The organism is Gaetbulibacter sp. PBL-D1 (assembly GCF_050509525.1).
GTDB lineage: Bacteria > Bacteroidota > Bacteroidia > Flavobacteriales > Flavobacteriaceae > Gaetbulibacter_B > Gaetbulibacter_B jejuensis.
This window is the reverse complement of the sequence record NZ_JBNWKB010000015.1, coordinates 1-16,226: the sequence shown is the minus strand read 5'-3', so window position 1 is coordinate 16,226 and position 16,226 is coordinate 1. Positions and strand designations below refer to the sequence as shown.

Below are 16,226 nucleotides of genomic sequence, written 5' to 3'. Positions count from 1 at the left end.
GCTGTCGTTATTGAATTTTGTAAATTCGCTACTCGTCAAATGTTTTTTGACACTTTCTACAACTCATTACAAATTTCGAATGAAAAAAATACAAATGGTTGACCTTAAGGGTCAATATGAAAAAATTAAAACTACAGTAGATCAATCTATATTAGAAGTTTTAGATTCTACAGCATATATTAATGGGCCAAAGGTTCATGAGTTTCAAAGTAATTTAGAAAATTATTTAGGCGTAAAACATGTAATTCCTTGTGCTAATGGAACAGATGCTTTGCAAATTGCAATGATGGGATTAGGATTACAACCAGGAGATGAGGTTATAACAGCTGATTTTACATTTGCGGCAACAGTTGAGGTTATTGCGTTATTGCAGTTGACACCTGTTTTGGTAGATGTTGATGAGAAAAATTTTAATATCGATATTGAAGCTATTAAAAAAGCGATTACTCCTAAAACCAAAGCTATTGTTCCTGTGCATTTGTTTGGGCAATGTGCAAATATGGAAGCGATTATGGAAATTGCTCAAGAACATAACCTTTATGTAATAGAAGATAATGCTCAAGCTATTGGTGCAACTTATACTTACAGTAATGGTAAAAAAGCCAAGGTTGGTACAATAGGTCATGTGGCTTCAACTTCATTTTTTCCATCTAAAAATTTAGGGTGTTATGGAGATGGAGGTGCAATTTTCACTAATGACGATGATTTAGCGCATACTATTAGAGGAATTGTAAATCATGGTATGTATGAGCGTTACCATCATGATGTTGTAGGTGTTAACTCGCGTTTAGACTCTGTTCAAGCTGCAGTTTTAAATGCTAAATTACCAAACTTAGATACATATAATTCTGCAAGAATAAAGGCAGCTAATGCTTATGACAAAGCATTTGAAGGTCAAGAAAAAATTGTTACTCCTCATAGAGATGGAGCAGAAGATAATCACGTGTTTCATCAATATACATTGAGAGTTTTAGATACTGATAGAGACGCTTTGGTTAAACATTTGAATGAAAACGGAATTCCATGTGGTGTGTATTATCCAATTCCGTTGCATTTACAAAAAGCGTATAAGGATTCTAGATATAATGAAGCTGATTTTAAAGTTACCAATCAATTGGTGAAAGAAGTGATTTCGTTACCAATGCACACTGAGCTTGATGATGAACAAATAAGTTTTATTACAAATACAGTTATAAATTTCATAAACAACAATTAATGAAAGTATTAGTTACTGGAGGGCTAGGATTTATAGGCTCACATACTGTCGTTGAATTACAAAACAAAGGTTTTGAGGTTGTAATAATTGATGATCTTTCAAATTCCTCAATAGATGTGCTTGAAGGCATTACAGCAATTACAGGTAAAACACCAATCTTTGAAAAACTAGATTTAAAAGATAAATTAAAAGTTGAAACATTTTTTAATGCTCACAAAGATATTGTAGGTGTAATTCATTTTGCAGCAAGTAAAGCGGTAGGCGAAAGTGTTGAGAAACCTCTGTTGTATTATGAAAACAACTTAAATACGCTTATTTACATGCTTAAGTCGGTTTTAGGTTTACAAGCATCTAACTTTATTTTTAGTTCTTCATGTACAGTATACGGACAAGCTGATACTATGCCAATACTTGAAAATGCACCAGTAAAACCAGCTGAATCTCCTTACGGAAACACAAAGCAAATAGGAGAGGAGATTATTAAAGATACCTGTAAGGTTAATGATGGTCTTAATGCAATTTCCTTGCGATATTTTAATCCAGTTGGAGCGCACGAGAGTGCTAAAATAGGAGAATTACCTCTTGGTGTTCCTCAAAATTTAGTGCCTTTTATTACTCAAACAGCTGCTGGACTTAGAGAGCAACTTTCGGTATTTGGAGATGACTATCCAACGCCTGACGGTACCTGTATACGAGACTATATTCATGTGGTTGATTTGGCAAAAGCTCATGTTATTGCGTTGCAACGCTTAATTGATAAAACCAATGCTTCTAACTACGAAGTCTTTAACATAGGAACAGGTAAAGGCAGTTCAGTGCTAGAAGTTATTAAGTCTTTTGAAAAGGTGTCTGGAGAAAAGCTTAATTACAAGATTGCTCCAAGGCGTGCAGGTGATATTACAAAAGCGTATGCTGACACGTCAAAGTCTAATAATGAATTGGGTTGGAAAGCTGAACTAACTTTAGACGATGCTATGCGTTCTGCATGGAATTGGGAAAAAAAGATAAGAAACCTGTAATACGTGTGTTGTTATTGCTGTAAGATTTAACAGTAACTAAGTCAGTGTATTAACAATTTTTTAAGAGCATTTCATTATTAAATTGAATAACTTTAAAAAGGCTAATTCAATCTAATGAAATTTCATTTAAAAATAAAAAGGTTGCTTTTATCTATTGGTTTTACTTTGTTTATAACCAATTGTTTTTCAATGACTGCTATTGATGTTGCACAATTAAGTGACTCCTATAATTTAAAGTATGGAGTTTTAGATTTTTTATATTTCTACGTTGCACTTATTGGTTTTTATGTTGCCATAATCCTCAATTTTACAAAGAATACTGATAGAGTTAGTACAAGTTTAATGAGTGGTTTTATTCTTGTTCATGCTTTTTTTATATTGGATTTTGTGCTTTATAATACCAATTATCAGCTTAAATATGCGCATACTTATTTAATGTCTGCTTCTGTAGCTTTACTTTATGGTCCATTACTGTACTTTTACTTTAAAAGAATTAATAATCAACATAAGTTTAAAGCATTAGATGCTTTACATCTCTTACCTACAGTGGTATTACTTTTCTTTTTATTTCCATTGTATAGTTTGCCTTTAGAAGAAAAAATGAAAATACAATTAGGGACAAGTAGTGTGTACACTGAAAGCTCGTTTTTTTATATAGTTTTTATCCCAAAGTTAGTGTCGTTAATTATCTACGGATTTTTGATAAGTAAAAATCATTTAAAGAGTACAAAGTCTAAACTATACAAGAATTTAGAAGCAATCGCTTTTTGGAAGAAGGGAGTGTATAGAATGCATGTGCTTTTTGTAGTGTCTTATTTTATATATGGTATATCAATTAGTGGTTTGTTTTTTAATGCATATAGTTTTATTTATCAAATTGTAGTGGTAGCTATGACTTTAATGGTGCTTTATATTTCCTATATGGCTCAAGTGCAACCTAAAGTATTTAGTAAAGAAATAATTTTAAAGAATACTGAGTTTTTTTCAAAGTATCAAAAATCAGGATTAACAAAATCGTTGTCCAATGAATTGAAGCAAAATTTGATTACGCTTATGGTAGATCATAAAATATTTATGGATAACAGTCTGAACCTAGAAAGTCTTTCTGAGAAACTCGAAACATCTCGTCACAATACATCTCAGATTATAAATGAGCATTTTAACATGAACTTTTTTGAGCTAGTTAATAAATTTAGAGTTGAAGAAGCTATCCAAATGCTTAAGCTAAGCGATAAGAATACTCAAATTATTGATGTTGCTTATGCTGTTGGTTATAATAATAAGGTTACATTTAATAAAGCATTCAAGAAAGAAACTTCTCTAACACCTTCACAGTTTTTGAAATCAGTAAATGAAAAATGAGTAAACTATTATAGGCTTTACCTTTTTTTAACGACAAAATAGCTTCATTTATGATGCAATTGCAAAGGTAGTTTGTGTGCATCAAACTAAAACTAAATTCTATAGTTTCATTAAGCTTTGTATTCATATTGTGAAAAAATAGATTTGAATTAGCCTTTAAAAATATTTATCACCTACCTTTTTGCAGTTGTATTTTTAATTATTTCAATAGTAATATAGTTATCAACGTCTCAAGGAAAAAGTACCAACTTAACCCTGACTTCTGTTAGTTAGGAATGAGTTAAGTTCTTTTATTGAGCATGTCTAACTCAATATAAGTTTTAGGTAAAATCTGAAAGATTAAGTAATTTCCTTGAGGCTTTTTATGAAAGACCAGTATTTTTTGAATTTTCAATAGATGCTGGTTTTTCCTACAAATATCATAACGATATACGTATTAAATTATCATATTCGTATTTAATAAATTGATTAACAATGATTTAACCTCAATTATTTTGAATTGGGATATAAGATGCCTTTCTTTGCCTTGAATGATAAATGAATAAAATGAAATTGATAAGTATAAAAAGACAGACAAAACCCGAAGCACGATTCACTCCAAAAATGGGTTTATTACAAACAAATGTAACGTATATTAAAAAGCAATTTTTAAGTATTCCGTTTAAAACCCTTCACAAATATAGAGAGACATACTATGGTGAAGTAAAAGATTGCGAAGACTGTATTTTAGCTAAGTAAAAAAAAGCCTCTTAATAGAGGCTTTTACTTTTTTATTCTACTGTTGTTTTTTTCTTAGTAAAAAAACTTCCTAAAAGTAATAATATCATCCCAGATGTAACTGATACATCGGCAAGATTGAAGATTCCGGTTCTAAATACTCCACCAAAATCTAAATGAAGAAAATCTATTACTTTGCCATAAGCAATACGGTCAAAAATATTAGCAATTCCACCGCCAGCAATACAACTTAGACCAATAATTGCTAATTTATCTAAATGTTTGTTTTTGAAAATATAAAAAACAAGATAGCTTAATACTAAAACGGGTAATACTATTAAAAGTATAATACGTAATGTGTCGTTTAGTTCGCTACCCATTCCTAAAAAGGCGCCTGAGTTTTTTACATATTGAAGAATAAAAGTGTTACCAAAAACTTCAATGGTTTCACCTAAATTCATTTTACTATCAACTATCAATTTAGATATTTGATCTACAGCAATGTTTACTACAATAAGTAGTATTATAGCTAAATTTCTAGATAGTTTCATAAGTTATGAGTTAGTCTCAAAAGTTGCTGAAACCGTTTCAGCTTCTCTATTTATTTTTTTAACTAAACCTTGTAATACTTTTCCAGGTCCAACTTCAGTAAATAATGTTGCACCATCAGTAATCATTTGTTGTACCGATTGTGTCCATCTTACAGGAGCTGTTAATTGAGAGATTAAATTGGTTTTAATGGCAGCTTCATCAATTACTGCACTTGCTGTAACGTTTTGGTATATTGGGCAGTTTGGTTTTCCAAACATTGTATTTTCAATAGCAGCAGCAAGTTCTTCTCTTGCTGGTTCCATTAAAGGTGAGTGAAATGCTCCACCTACAGGCAATACTAATGCACGACGAGCTCCTTCTTCTTTTAAAGTTTCACAAGCTTTGTTAATAGCTTCAACTTCCCCTGAAATTACCAATTGTCCAGGGCAGTTATAATTAGCAGCAACTACAACACCTTCTGTCATTGCACATACTTTTTCAACTACATCATCATCCAATCCTAATACTGCAGCCATTGTGCTTGGTTGTAATTCGCAAGCTTTTTGCATTGCCAAAGCACGTTGCGATACCAGTTTTAAACCATCTTTAAAAGTTAAAGTGCCATTTGCTACCAAGGCCGAAAACTCTCCTAAAGAGTGTCCTGCAACCATATCAGGTTTAAAACTATCACCTAAGGTTTTAGCTAAAATTACTGAGTGTAAAAATATTGCAGGTTGAGTAACTTTTGTTTCTTTAAGGTCTTCTGCAGAACCTTCAAACATTATATCAGTTATAGAGAATCCAAGAATATCATTGGCTTGTTCAAAAAGTTCTTGAGCAAGAGGTGAATTTTCATATAAGTCTAATCCCATTCCAGTAAATTGGGCACCTTGACCAGGAAAAATGTATGCTTTCATGTATTAAAATTTTATGTTGCAAAAATAGGAATAATATCTTTAAAAGATATTAGCATTAATTTTTGAGATAGGTATACTTTTTTACTGTCTTACATAGGTTATAAAAGAAAACGCATGATTGTGCTTTTCATCTTTTTCATGGCGTTCTCTATCTATTTCTTTCCAAGAGGTAGTATCTATTTCTGGAAAAAATGTATCAGCACCTTCAAAAGTGTCATGTACTCTTGTAAGTTCAATTTTATCAACAAGATTAATGGATTGTTTGTAAATTTCTCCGCCACCAATTATAAACGGTTGTGTGTCACTTTTAGCAGCATCAATAGCGTCTTCTAAAGAATTAACTACAATTACTCCGTCAGGCACTTTGTAGTTGTCTTGTCTTGTAATTACAATATGCGTTCTGTTAGGAAGCGGTTTAGGAAAACTTTCAAAAGTCTTACGACCCATTATAATATGATGACCAGAGGTTAAACTTTTAAAACGTTTAAGGTCGTTACTTAAATGCCAAATAAGGTCATTGTCTTTACCAATAGCATTATCTTCACCAGCAGCAACAATTATGGTAAGTTGACTAGCCTTGTTACTTTTTTTAAGTTTTTGAACTTCATTATATGCTTGGGTTTTTGCCATATGTGTTTCTTCTTTCAAAAAACCTTGTTTTAGTTGTTCAATACGCTCTTGTTGTTTAGCAACCAATTTGTCCAATTGCTGTTGTTCCCAAGCTGTTCCCATAAATTTTTGGGTTACAAACACATTGAAAAGGTGATATATAAAAAGAAACAACCAAATAAGTATTGCATATACAAACCAGTCTATGCCAAAAAAGGTAGTGTCTTTTCCAATACCTAAAACAGTGTTTGCAACAATTAAAAACACAGCTCCAATTAAAAACACAACAAAGTGAGCATATAAGCGCTTTTTTTGTTTAATGCGTTTTTGAGCGTTTTGTATAAGCTCCAATTGTTCTTTATCTATTTGAGGTTTTTGTTTTTTCTTTCCGAACATAATCATGAAATAATTGAAAGGTAAATTTACGTCTTTTTTATAATATAGTTTTTAAGATTTTATAGGTCTGTTTTTTTAAAGTAATAGAGTTTAATTGATGTAAAAAGTCGCGAAATCGTTGTAACATAAGTGCAGGTGATTGAGTTATTTGAAAGTGCAAACGTTGTAGTGGTAAACACTCTGAAAATCAAACGATAGCAATGTTGAATATCTGCCAAAAAAGAACATGTTTTTTTTCTTACTTTAAATTAAAATGAACTCATTTTTAACGAAATGATAAATCGTATCTCAAACGCAAAGAATAGTTTGTAGCTAGGATTTTCTTTTATAGCTTTGAAATAGAATTAAATACATTTAATTATGGCTATTAAAAAACAATACTTAAAAAGCAAACCAGTATGTAAAGTCACTTTTTCTGTACCTGCTGAAGAAGCTAAAAAAGTAACAGTAGTAGGAACCTTTAACGAGTGGAAAGAGAAAAAAGATTTTCAGCTTAAAAAGTTAAAGAACGGGACTTTTAAAGGTACTGTAGATTTAGAAAAAGACAACTCTTATGAATTTAGATATATTGTAGATGGTACATATACCAACGATGAAGCTGCTGATGCCTATGCATGGAATGACTATGCAGGAGCTGAAAACAGCGTTTTAAATTTATAATTTTGAAAAAACAGATTAAAAAAAAAGCTTTCAAAAATTGAAAGCTTTTTTTGTTTTGTATAGTTTTATCTATTGCTAAGATAGACAGGTATTGAATAAGGAATAATAACAGGTTTCCCTTTAATTTTACCAGGAGTCATTTTTGGTAAACCATTAATAACCCTTACAGCTTCTTTTTCAAGTTTTGGGTGAGGACCTCTTGCTTTAGCTTCTATAATTTCCCCTTCTTTATCTAATTTGAAAATAATATAAACGGTATAATCACTTGCTGGCAGGTCAAGGCTTTTAAATACATCAAGATTGTAGTTTTTAGTGATGAATTTTGAAATTTTATCTGACATACATTTTTTTAGTTTTTTATTACTTCGTTTTCGCTCACAACCAGGATAAATAGGAATTTCATCAAGCACTATAATTTCAGATTCGTTTTCGCTCTCAGGTTTAGTGATTGAATCTTGAGCATTGCTTAGACTGGTAAAAAATAAAAAGCAAGTAAAAAAGACTAGTGTTTTAAGCATGTTTATACAGCAACAGCACCTTTAATATGTGGATGCGGATTATAATCCACTAAAGTGAAATCATCAAAAGTAAAGCTAAAAATATCCTTTACTTCAGGATTCAAGATCATTTTAGGTAATGGTCTTGGGTCTCTAGAAAGTTGCAATTCTAGTTGCTCGAAGTGGTTGCTATAAATATGAGCATCACCAAAAGTGTGTATAAATTCTCCAGCTTCATAACCACACACTTGAGCCATCATCATGGTAAACAATGCATAAGACGCAATATTGAAAGGAACGCCTAAAAATATGTCAGCACTACGTTGATAAAGTTGACAAGATAGCTTTCCGTTTGCTACGTAAAATTGAAAAAACGCATGGCAAGGAGGTAATGCAGCTTTACCGTTTGCAACATTTTCACTAAAGCTTTTAGAAGTGTCAGGTAGCACTGAAGGATTCCAAGCTGAAACTAACATTCTTCGGCTATTTGGGTTGGTTTTAAGTGTTTCAATCACTTCCTTTATTTGGTCAATTTCGTCACTATTCCAGTTGCGCCATTGATGACCGTAAACAGGTCCTAAGTCTCCATTTTCGTCAGCCCATTCGTTCCAAATACGAACGCCATTTTCGGTTAAATAGTTAATGTTTGTATCTCCTTTTAAAAACCACAGTAGCTCATGAATTATTGACTTAAGATGTAGTTTTTTAGTTGTTACCATTGGGAAACCTTCACTTAAATCAAAACGCATTTGATAACCAAAAACACTTTTTGTTCCTGTCCCTGTTCTATCTCCTTTTTCGTTTCCGTGTTCTAAAACATGTTTTACTAAATCTAAATACTGCTTCATAATTTCTGTGACTTTTCGAAAAATAAAAATAGAAAAAAGGGTTAAATCACGATGACTCAACCCTTAAATAATATTAAAAGTTATTAACTGTTTTTAACCTATAATCATACCAGCAATAGTTGCTGAAATCAATGATGCAATTGTACCTCCAATTAAAGCTTTCATCCCAAATTTAGATAAGGTTTTACGCTGTCCTGGAGCTAAAGAACCAATACCTCCAATTTGAATACCAATAGATGCAAAATTAGCAAAACCACATAGCATGTAGGTTGCCATGATTATTGATTTTTCGTATGTTAAATGAATTGAGTTTCCTGCGTTTTTAAGGTCTGCTAATTGAATGTATCCAACAAATTCACTTGCAGCTAATTTAATACCTAGCAACTGTCCCATAAGTGCCATGTCTTCTTTGGCAACACCAATTAACCACATTAAAGGAGAGAAAATATAGCCCAAGATAAACTCTAATGATAAACTTTCATATCTAGTATTTTCAACAATCCAAGAGTTTAAGCCAGTATAGTATCCTACTTTTCCAAATCCATAGTTAATCATAGCTATAAACGCTACAAACACCAAAAGCATAGCGCCAACATTAACGGCAAGTTTTAAACCTTCGGTAGTTCCATTAGCAATAGCGTCTAGTATATTTGAACCAATTTTATCTTGAGATACAGAAACATCGGTATTTACCTCTTCAGTTTGAGGGTAGAGTATTTTTGAAATGACAATAGCACCTGGAGCAGCCATTACTGATGCCGCTAAAAGGTGTTTTGCGTAAAATAGTCTTAATTCAGGGTCATCACCACCAAGAAAACCAATGTAAGCTGCAAGTACAGCTCCTGCAACGGTAGCCATACCACCAATCATGACAAGTAGCATTTCGGACTTGTTCATTTTTTCTAAGTAGGCTTTAATTAATAAAGGTGCTTCGGTTTGTCCTAAAAAGATATTTCCTGCAACACTTAAACTTTCAGCTCCTGAAATTTTTAAAGCTTTTGAAAGTAACCAAGCCATAGCCTTAACAACTTTTTGAATAATTCCTAAGTAAAATAAAACCGATGTAAGTGCCGAAAAGAAAATAATTGTTGGTAGTACTTGGAACGCAAAAATAAATCCAAAGGTATCCATATCAACCACTAAGCCTTCAAATAAAAATTTACTTCCTGCTCTTGTAAACTCAAGAACTTGAACAAAAATTCCGCCTATAAATTCAAAAATAGTTTTGATGAACTCCACTTTTAATACTCCAACAGCAATTAGTAGCTGAAAAGCTAGACCAATGCCTACGATTCTCCAGTTAATAGCTTTTCTATTACTACTGAATAAAAAAGCAATAAAAACTAGGCTTATCATACCTAATGCACCTCTCCAAAGACTATTGAAAGAAAACCCTTGGCTAGGAATAATTGTACTTTTAGGTGTAGCGTCTTCAGTTGTAGTAACAGTATTTTCAGTATCTACTACTTCAGTAATTTCATTAATTGAATTTATAGAGTCTGTTACAATTTCTGTAACTTGTTCAATAGTATCTAATTGAGTAGTTGTTTCTGGATTTTGTGATACGGTTAGGGTTGTAAAAAGAAAAAATAGGGCAACAAAAAACAAAAACTGCTTTCTCATAATTTAAAATAGGTATTACTCTCGTTTTGAGATTTCGTCACGAATATTTGCTGCTTTTTCATAATCTTCATTATTTACAGCTTCGTCTAAAAGTGAATGTAATTCTTCAATAGATTTATCTTTGTAGCTTTCATGAACGCTAGCTTCAATTTCTTCAGCAACTAATTCATCCATTAAGATACTATCTTCTTCTTCGTCTTTTTTAGGATTTACTTTTAAGTAAATTCCTGCTTTGTCTAAAATGTTTTTGTAAGTAAAAATAGGAGCGTTAAAACGTAAAGCTAAAGCGATAGCATCACTGGTTCTTGCATCAATTATTTCCTCTATTTTATCACGTTCACAAATTAAGCTTGAATAAAACACACCGTCAACCAGTTTATGAATGATAACTTGCTTTACAACAATATCAAATCGGTCAGCAAAATTTTTAAAAAGGTCGTGTGTTAAGGGTCTAGGAGGTCGTATTTCTTTTTCTAAAGCAATGGCAATTGATTGTGCTTCAAAAGCACCAATAACTATTGGAAGTTTTCGGTCACCATCTACTTCGTTTAAAATCAAAGCGTAAGCGCCATTTTGAGTTTGGCTGTACGATATGCCCTTTATGTTAAGACGAACTAAGCTCATAAATTTAAAAACACAAAGAACTGTTTAAATTAGGACTTTACCAAACTGAAATTAACAGATTTGGAGATTTAGACCAAATTCAAACAGTCCTTTAACAATACAATTTATAAAAAAATTATTTATTGCTGAGCTTTAAATTCCTTTAATTTCTCTATTAGTTTAGGTACAACTTCAAAGGCGTCACCCACAATTCCGTAATCAGCAGCTTTAAAGAAAGGTGCTTCAGGATCTGTGTTGATAACTACTTTTACTTTTGATGCGTTGATACCTGCTAAATGCTGAATAGCTCCAGAAATTCCAACCGCAATATATAAGTTTGATGCTACTGGTTTTCCTGTTTGTCCTACGTGCTCACTGTGTGGTCTCCAACCTAAATCACTTACAGGTTTAGAGCATGCTGTAGCAGCACCAAGAACATCTGCTAATTCTTCTATCATTCCCCAGTTTTCTGGACCTTTTAATCCACGTCCACCAGATACTACAACTTCAGCATCTGCAATAGTAACTTGACCTGTAACTTTATCTACAGCATCAACTTGTACTTTTATTTCTGGAATTGAAGCTGAAAAATCTTCAGCAGCTGCACTTGCAGTATTTTCTTTTAATCCGAAAGCATTTTTTGAAACTGCTACTAATTTAACATCAGAGTTAATTGTAGTCATATTAAATGCTTTGTTTGTAAATGCAGTACGTTTTACTGTAAATGGTGATGTGCTAGAAGGCGCTTCAACCACGTTAGATGCAAAACCTGCATTTAAATCTACTGCTAAAAGAGGTGCTAAATACTTGCTGTCTGCACTTGAGCTTACAATAACAACTTTGGCATCTTCTTTTTCTGTAGCTTGTTTTATAATGCTTGCATAGGCATTGGCATTAAATTTATCTAAACTAGCATCGTTAACTTTTAAAACTTTGTCAACACCATAGTTTCCTAAAGCTGATGTGTCATCGGCATTTATAGTAACTGCAGTTACTGTTGTTCCCATTTGGTCTGCAACAGCTTTTGCATAAGAAGCAACTTCAAACGCTACTTTTTTAAATTTTCCTTGTTCTGATTCTGTATATACTAAAACTGACATCTTTTCTTTTTTGTACGTTAATTAAATGACTTTTGCTTCGTTGTGAAGTAGGTTTACTAATTCACCAACATTATCTGCATCTACTAAAGTAACAGCACCTTTTGGAGCTGGTTTTTCAAACTTAACTGAAGCTGTTTCAGCTGATGCATCAACAGGTTCTACAACGTTAAGAGGTTTTTTACGAGCCATCATAATACCTCTCATATTAGGAATACGTAAGTCACTTTCTTCAACAAGTCCTTTTTGACCACCAATTACTAATGGTAAAGTTGTAGACACAGTTTCTTTTCCTCCATCAATTTCTCTTACTGCTTTTGCCGAAGTTCCATCAACCTCAAGGCTAATACAGTTGTTTACAAAATTTGCGCTAGTTAATCCAGCTAACATACCTGGAACCATACCACCATTGTAGTCAATAGATTCACGACCAGCAATTACTAAATCGTAACCACCATTTTTTACAACATTTGCCAATTGCTTTGCGACTGCAAAACCGTCTGTAGCTTCAGTGTTAACTCTTATAGCTGTATCTGCTCCAATAGCTAAAGCCTTACGAAGTGTAGGCTCAGTTTCAGGACCACCAACATTTACAACATCTACGCTAGCACCTTGTTTTTCTTTAAACCACATAGCACGAGTTAATCCAAATTCGTCATTAGGATTGATTACGAATTGTACACCATTTGTGTCAAATTTTGTGTCGCCATCCGTAAAATTAATTTTTGAAGTCGTATCAGGTACATGACTAATACATACTAATATTTTCATATCGTTATTATTATGTTTTACACTAAAAAATTTTTGAGGTTACGAAGTTAATTATTTTAATTTGAATATTTACTATGCGTGCATAATATTTTTTCCTTTTTAAAGATAATTTCAAGATCGATTGATGAATTTTTGAAAAAAGATGCACAAATTTTAAAAATTCTTTAAAACAAAATACGATTTGAGTGTTTTAAAATAGCATCAATTTAAAAATGAAGACCCAATGAGAAACAATGTATTATTATAAGGTGTATTTTTTATGAAATATTCCTATTTTTGCTTTCCGATTTAAAGAGATAATACATGAAAACTATTCAATTTAGAGAAGCAGTTTGTGAAGCCATGAGCGAAGAAATGCGTCGTGATGAAAGCGTTTACTTAATGGGTGAAGAAGTTGCTGAATATAATGGTGCATATAAAGCATCAAAAGGTATGTTGGACGAGTTTGGTCCTAAACGTGTTATTGACACACCAATTGCTGAGCTTGGTTTTGCAGGAATTGCAGTAGGCTCAACAATGACTGGTAATAGACCAATTGTAGAGTATATGACATTCAATTTCTCTTTAGTTGGTATTGACCAAATTATAAACAACGCAGCAAAAATCAGACAAATGTCTGGTGGACAATTTAAGTGTCCAATTGTATTTCGTGGACCTACAGCTTCTGCAGGACAGCTAGCTGCAACACACTCTCAAGCTTTTGAAAGCTGGTTTGCAAATACGCCAGGTTTAAAAGTTGTTGTGCCTTCAAACCCTTATGATGCAAAAGGATTATTGAAATCTGCTATTCGTGATGACGATCCAGTAATTTTTATGGAAAGTGAGCAAATGTATGGTGATAAAGGTGAAGTTCCTGAAGGCGAATATTTAATTCCGTTAGGAGTTGCAGATATTAAACGCGAAGGAACTGATGTTACTATCGTTTCTTTCGGAAAAATCATCAAAGAAGCATACAAAGCTGCTGACGAATTAGAAAAAGAAGGGATTTCTTGTGAAATTATCGATTTACGTACTGTACGTCCAATGGATAGAGCAGCAATTATAACTTCTGTAAAGAAAACAAACAGACTGGTAATTCTTGAAGAAGCATGGCCTTTTGGTAATGTGTCTACTGAAATTACATATTTAGTACAGTCTGAAGCGTTTGATTATTTAGATGCTCCAATTGTAAAAATTAACACAGCCGATACACCTGCTCCTTACTCTCCAGTACTTCTGGAAGAATGGTTACCTAACAGTAACGATGTAATAAAAGCAGTAAAAAAGGTAATGTATAAATAAATCGCAATTTTTTGCGTTATATAAACTTCATTGGCAGTATTGTTGATGAAGTTTTTTGCTTATGAAGATAAAATTAATAGCCCTATTTTTTTGCTTAGGAATTGCTAACGTATTGGCACAGACCAAAGTTAGCGGTCATGTAGTAGACGAAAACAACGACCCTGTTGCTTTTGCTAATGTACTTTTTAAAGGATCTACCGAAGGTACAATCACTAACGAAAATGGTAAATTTTATCTTGAATCTGAAACTACTTGGGATGCTCTCATCGTTTCTTTTTTAGGTTACGAAACCTTAGAGTTACCACTTGCCAAAAGAGTAAACTACGAACTCAATTTGGTTTTAAAAGAAGAGGCTGATGCACTTGATGAGGTTGTAATTGTTACAGGAAAGCAATCTAAAAAAGCCGAAGAAAATCCAGCCATTGCCATTTTAAAGAAAATATGGGAACACAAACGTAAAAACGGACTCAATCAGTTTAAGCAATACGAGTACGATAAATACGAAAAGGTTGAGTTTGACTTAAACACTATTGATAGTGCACTTATAAAAAGTAAGCTATTTAGAGGTATGGAGTTTGTTTTTGAAGAAGTAGACACCTCTAGAGTAACAGGAAAAACCTACTTGCCAATATTTATTAATGAAGCCGTAAGTAGAGTATATGGCGATAATGTGCTAGACAAGGAGAAAGAAGACTTAAAAGGAAACAAAAACTCTGGTTTTAGCAACAATCAAGTGATTATCGATTTTGTAGACGACCTGTATTCCGATTATAACATTTACGACAACTACCTTAAATTTTTTGATAAAAGCTTTGTAAGCCCAATTTCTAAAACAGGAATTAACACTTACAACTACGTGCTTTCTGATAGTTCGTTTATTGATAACAAATGGTGCTACAACATTATTTACTATCCACGTAGAAAAAACGAACTTACTTTTAAAGGCGATTTTTGGGTTGCTGATACTACCTATGCTATCAAAGAAATTAATCTGCAAGCCTCTAAAAGTGCTAACATAAACTGGGTAAAAGAAATTTATATAGAGCAAGAGTTTGAAGTCCTTAACGACTCGTTGTTTTTGATAAAGCGCGATTATTTTATGTCAGATTTTGCGCTGAACAAAAAAGAAAAATCTCGTGGAATTTACGGTAAGCGTACCACCTTGTATGATAATTACGAGTTTGATAAACCAAAAAACGAAAAGTTCTATAGCGAAGAGGTTTACAACTACAATGAAGACGTTTACAATCGTGATGATTCCTTTTGGGAAGAGAACCGACTAGAGTCGCTCAACAAAGACGAAAAAGGGGTTTACAAAATGTTAGACACTTTAAAAACCGTAAAAAAGTTTAAACGACTTTACAATATTGGTAGCGTGTTAGCTTCAGGTTACATTGAGTTTCCGAGTATTAATTTTGATTATGGACCTATCTTTTCAACGTTTGGATATAATGAAGTAGAAGGTGTAAGGGTAAGAACAGGAGGTCGTACCTATTTTGGACCAAATGACCTTTGGAGGCTCGAAGGGTTTTTGGCTTACGGTTTTAGAGACGATAAGTTTAAATATGGTATCTCAGGAAAATGGTTGGTAGATAAAAAGAATCGTATTATTCTCTCTGGTGGAAACCGAAGAGATGTAGAGCAAATAGGAGCGAGTTTAACCAATTCAACCGATGTTTTAGGACGTAGTTTTGCCTCATCAGCTGTGGTTGGTACAAGTCCTAACGATAAGCTATCTAGTATTAATTTAACAACGCTTTCGCTGGAAATTGAGCCAGTAAAAAACCTTGTGTTTAGGCTAGGAGCTAACTATCGAACCTTAGAGTCGGCTTCAGAAACTTTTAGTCTCGATTATTTTGATGAAGAATCTCCTACAGGAATTTCATCTGAAATAAGACAATACGAAAGCACGCTTTCGGTATCGTATTTTCCAAAACGAAAAATGACAGGTTTTGGTGTAGAACGCAGAAATGCTAATGATAATTATGCAAGTTTATTTGCTCAATTAAGCAAAGGAGATCGTACTGTTTTTGGTAGCGATTTTGACTATACCAAATTGCAGTTTTCATACATACAACC

Annotated in this window: 16 protein-coding genes; 7 read left to right on the top strand and 9 right to left on the bottom strand. The window is 32.8% G+C overall.

Annotated elements, in window-relative coordinates; all coding sequences use genetic code 11:
- Positions 1 to 79: 79 nt before the first annotated feature.
- The 4 genes from ACQ0RB_RS12550 to ACQ0RB_RS12535 all read left to right on the top strand — a co-directional run bounded on the left by ACQ0RB_RS12550 (position 80) and on the right by ACQ0RB_RS12535 (position 4,335).
- The gene (locus ACQ0RB_RS12550) at positions 80 to 1,216 is read left to right on the top strand and encodes a DegT/DnrJ/EryC1/StrS family aminotransferase (protein ID WP_134200795.1); all 1,137 of its coding nucleotides are present in this window, start codon (positions 80 to 82) and stop codon (positions 1,214 to 1,216) included.
- Entirely contained in the window at positions 1,216 to 2,235 is a 1,020-nt protein-coding gene (gene galE / locus ACQ0RB_RS12545; protein WP_262733517.1) for a UDP-glucose 4-epimerase GalE, read from the top strand. Before ACQ0RB_RS12550 ends, galE begins: the two co-directional genes overlap by 1 nt.
- Positions 2,236 to 2,349: 114 nt before the next feature.
- Positions 2,350 to 3,597 (top strand): helix-turn-helix domain-containing protein, encoded by a 1,248-nt coding sequence (locus tag ACQ0RB_RS12540; protein WP_430498829.1) that lies wholly within the window; start codon positions 2,350 to 2,352, stop codon positions 3,595 to 3,597.
- Between the two features lie 546 nt (positions 3,598 to 4,143).
- Positions 4,144 to 4,335 carry a hypothetical protein gene (locus ACQ0RB_RS12535; protein WP_129761145.1) on the top strand — a complete coding sequence of 64 codons (192 nt, stop codon included), beginning with the start codon at positions 4,144 to 4,146 and terminating at the stop codon, positions 4,333 to 4,335.
- 32 nt (positions 4,336 to 4,367) lie between these two features.
- On the opposite strand, the gene lspA is transcribed toward ACQ0RB_RS12535, so the two are convergent.
- From lspA to ACQ0RB_RS12520, 3 genes are all read right to left on the bottom strand, one after another.
- A complete protein-coding gene (lspA, locus tag ACQ0RB_RS12530) occupies positions 4,368 to 4,865 on the bottom strand; it encodes a signal peptidase II (RefSeq protein WP_430498827.1) in 498 nt (165 codons plus the stop codon).
- A gap of 3 nt (positions 4,866 to 4,868) precedes the next feature.
- Complete coding sequence (gene fabD / locus ACQ0RB_RS12525; protein WP_129761143.1) at positions 4,869 to 5,762, bottom strand: ACP S-malonyltransferase; 894 nt, start codon at positions 5,760 to 5,762, stop codon at positions 4,869 to 4,871.
- Between the two features lie 81 nt (positions 5,763 to 5,843).
- Positions 5,844 to 6,767: a dihydrofolate reductase gene (locus tag ACQ0RB_RS12520; RefSeq protein ID WP_430498825.1), complete on the bottom strand. Its 924-nt coding sequence runs from the start codon at positions 6,765 to 6,767 to the stop codon at positions 5,844 to 5,846.
- A 360-nt stretch (positions 6,768 to 7,127) separates the two neighbouring features.
- Here ACQ0RB_RS12520 and ACQ0RB_RS12515 point away from each other — a divergent pair, with 360 nt between their 5' ends.
- The gene (locus ACQ0RB_RS12515; RefSeq protein WP_129761141.1) at positions 7,128 to 7,427 is read left to right on the top strand and encodes an isoamylase early set domain-containing protein; all 300 of its coding nucleotides are present in this window, start codon (positions 7,128 to 7,130) and stop codon (positions 7,425 to 7,427) included.
- A 65-nt stretch (positions 7,428 to 7,492) separates the two neighbouring features.
- Here ACQ0RB_RS12515 and ACQ0RB_RS12510 read toward each other — a convergent pair whose 3' ends face one another.
- From ACQ0RB_RS12510 to ACQ0RB_RS12485, 6 genes are all read right to left on the bottom strand, one after another.
- A complete protein-coding gene (locus ACQ0RB_RS12510; protein ID WP_430498822.1) occupies positions 7,493 to 7,945 on the bottom strand; it encodes an energy transducer TonB in 453 nt (150 codons plus the stop codon).
- 2 nt (positions 7,946 to 7,947) lie between these two features.
- Complete coding sequence (locus ACQ0RB_RS12505; RefSeq protein ID WP_134200811.1) at positions 7,948 to 8,772, bottom strand: thymidylate synthase; 825 nt, start codon at positions 8,770 to 8,772, stop codon at positions 7,948 to 7,950.
- 93 nt (positions 8,773 to 8,865) lie between these two features.
- Positions 8,866 to 10,395: a NupC/NupG family nucleoside CNT transporter gene (locus tag ACQ0RB_RS12500; protein WP_430498820.1), complete on the bottom strand. Its 1,530-nt coding sequence runs from the start codon at positions 10,393 to 10,395 to the stop codon at positions 8,866 to 8,868.
- A gap of 15 nt (positions 10,396 to 10,410) precedes the next feature.
- On the bottom strand, positions 10,411 to 11,019 hold the full coding sequence (locus ACQ0RB_RS12495) for a bifunctional nuclease family protein (protein ID WP_129761138.1): 609 nt from the start codon (positions 11,017 to 11,019) through the stop codon (positions 10,411 to 10,413).
- A 119-nt stretch (positions 11,020 to 11,138) separates the two neighbouring features.
- Positions 11,139 to 12,098 (bottom strand): electron transfer flavoprotein subunit alpha/FixB family protein, encoded by a 960-nt coding sequence (locus tag ACQ0RB_RS12490; RefSeq protein WP_129761137.1) that lies wholly within the window; start codon positions 12,096 to 12,098, stop codon positions 11,139 to 11,141.
- A 21-nt stretch (positions 12,099 to 12,119) separates the two neighbouring features.
- Positions 12,120 to 12,866, bottom strand: a complete 747-nt coding sequence (locus tag ACQ0RB_RS12485) for an electron transfer flavoprotein subunit beta/FixA family protein (RefSeq protein WP_134200813.1) — start codon at positions 12,864 to 12,866, stop codon at positions 12,120 to 12,122.
- 303 nt (positions 12,867 to 13,169) lie between these two features.
- Here ACQ0RB_RS12485 and ACQ0RB_RS12480 point away from each other — a divergent pair, with 303 nt between their 5' ends.
- Together ACQ0RB_RS12480 and ACQ0RB_RS12475 are read left to right on the top strand one after the other, a co-directional pair.
- Entirely contained in the window at positions 13,170 to 14,147 is a 978-nt protein-coding gene (locus ACQ0RB_RS12480; RefSeq protein ID WP_131508880.1) for a pyruvate dehydrogenase complex E1 component subunit beta, read from the top strand.
- 61 nt (positions 14,148 to 14,208) lie between these two features.
- Positions 14,209 to 16,226, top strand: a 2,018-nt coding sequence (locus ACQ0RB_RS12475) for a DUF5686 family protein (RefSeq protein ID WP_430498817.1), incomplete at its 3' end; no start/stop codon positions are given.